Origin of the sequence: Arthrobacter sp. KBS0703, assembly GCF_002008315.2 — a bacterium.
GTDB lineage: Bacteria > Actinomycetota > Actinomycetes > Actinomycetales > Micrococcaceae > Arthrobacter.
In genome coordinates this window covers 1-1834 of sequence record NZ_MVDG02000024.1, presented here as the reverse complement: position 1 = coordinate 1834, position 1834 = coordinate 1, and the positions used below count along the sequence as shown (strand labels likewise).

General features: G+C 68.3%; 2 protein-coding genes and 2 pseudogenes. 2 read left to right on the top strand and 2 right to left on the bottom strand.

Features of this window, described 5'->3' with window-relative positions; all coding sequences use genetic code 11:
• Positions 1 to 231: pseudogene (locus tag B1A87_RS22625) on the bottom strand (Lrp/AsnC family transcriptional regulator); the annotation flags it as partial.
• Between B1A87_RS22625 and B1A87_RS22620 the strand changes: the two are divergent.
• Positions 218 to 766, top strand: a complete 549-nt coding sequence (locus B1A87_RS22620; protein WP_260681137.1) for a cyclopropane-fatty-acyl-phospholipid synthase family protein — start codon at positions 218 to 220, stop codon at positions 764 to 766. The pseudogene B1A87_RS22625 and the gene B1A87_RS22620 overlap by 14 nt on opposite strands.
• A 42-nt stretch (positions 767 to 808) precedes the next feature.
• Positions 809 to 1405 (top strand): dihydrofolate reductase family protein, encoded by a 597-nt coding sequence (locus tag B1A87_RS22615; RefSeq protein ID WP_078027027.1) that lies wholly within the window; start codon positions 809 to 811, stop codon positions 1403 to 1405.
• A 49-nt stretch (positions 1406 to 1454) separates the two neighbouring features.
• On the opposite strand, the pseudogene B1A87_RS22610 reads toward B1A87_RS22615, so the two are convergent.
• Positions 1455 to 1834 (bottom strand): annotated as a pseudogene (locus tag B1A87_RS22610) (hypothetical protein); the annotation flags it as partial.

The following is a 1834-nucleotide window of genomic DNA, read 5'->3' as shown; positions in this document are numbered from 1 at the left end:
CGGCGCCTGCACGGCGTCGGGACGCTCGGGCTCCGCGGGCCCGGGTTTCGCGAGTGCCCTGAAGGATGCCTGCTGCACACGGCTCAGCACGTTCAGCCGCCAGGAATCACCACCGGCGTGCAGCCTCGTGCACAGTGACGTCTGGTATTTGAGCAGGCCGTCAATGTCCTTCAGCCGGGAGACCACGTTGGTGCTGAACTCCTCCAGCGATCCCGTGATGACGGTCAGCACTGTCTCTTATACACATCTAGATGTGTATAAGAGACAGGAGCACGGCTGGACGGTGACCGCGGTGGATGTGTCCGCCGTCGCGCTGGAACGGGCGGCCGCCCACGCGGCAGACTCAAGGTCCGGCCACCGCGTCACGTGGCTGCAGCGGAACCTGGAAACATGGGTACCCGAGGAGCGGTTCGACCTCGTCTCCGCACAATTCCTGCACTCCACGGAAATGCCCTGGCAGCGGTCACACCGGATTGCCGCGGACGCCGTGCGGCCGGGCGGGACGCTGCTTGTGGTGGGGCACCACCCGGACGGCCTGCCGCCGTGGGCCAGGCATGCAGCGGGCAGCCACGACACCGACAGCCACCTGGGAACGCAGAGGTATTTCACCGCTGAGCAGCTGGTGGCCGAACTCGGCATCGCGCCGCCTGAGTGGAGCGTGGAGGTGGCGGAAAGCCGGGAACGGGAAGCCACCGGCCCCGACGGGCAGGTGGCCATCCTCGCCGACGCCGTCCTCCGCGCCACCCGGCTGAAGGCCGCCGACTAAAAGCCGATCTCCCCTAAATGCCGACGCTAGGAGTGTGGATCCATGGCAAGGCTTGTCGCTGAAATGACGATGTCCCTGGACGGCTACATCGCCCTCCCGGACGACTCCGTGAACGGCCTCTTCGACTGGTACAGCAACGGGCCGGTGGCCGTGCCCACCGCCCGGCCGGACATGACCTGGCACGTCACGGAGGCGAGCGCAGAGCACCTGCGCCGCACCATGTCCACCGCGGGCGCCCTGCTGGTGGGCCGCAGGATTTTCGACATCACGCACGGCTGGGACGGGCAGCACCCCATCAGCTGCCCCATCGTGGTGCTCAGCCACTCCGTTCCGGACGGCTGGCCCCGCGAGGGAATCCCGTACACGTTCGTCACCACCGGGTTCGCCGACGCGGTCAAGGCCGCGACGGCGCTCGCCGGCGACAAGGATGTGGGCCTGGCCGGTCCCGACGTCATCCGGCAGGCCATCGACGCCGGGCTCGTGGACGAGATCCGGGTCAACCTGGCGCCCTGGCTGCTGGGCGAGGGGATCCGCTTTTTCGACAACCTCGCCGCGGCGCCGGTGAAACTGGAGCAGACCAGGGCGATCCAGGGCGACGCCGTCACCCACCTCTACTACAGGGTCCTGCCGCGCCTCTGAAACGCCGGTGCCAGCCCGCAAACGCCGGCGCCGGTCCCCGGCCCGAGCCTCAGTCCGCAACCCGCGGCGCGATGGCGACCCCGGCTGCGGCGATCACCGCCGTCAGGGCGAAGACCCCGGCGAAGGAGGCCGCCGTTGTCGTCAGCGCGGTGAACACGATCCCGGTGGTGGCGAGCGCAAGGGCCCCGCCGAGGGAATCGGAGATGGACATCGCCGAGCTGTTGAAGCCTTCCGTGTCCGGCGTGGAGAGGGCGAGGGTCATGACGCTCAGCCGCGGGTACATCAGTCCCATGCCGCCGCCGGCGAGTATCCAGCCGAAGATCGCGACGGCGGCCGGCCAGGCGAAGGCTGTGGTCACCAGGGCCAGGACGATCGCGGCGAACACCAGCAGCTGTCTCTTATACACATCTAGATGTGTATAAGAGACAG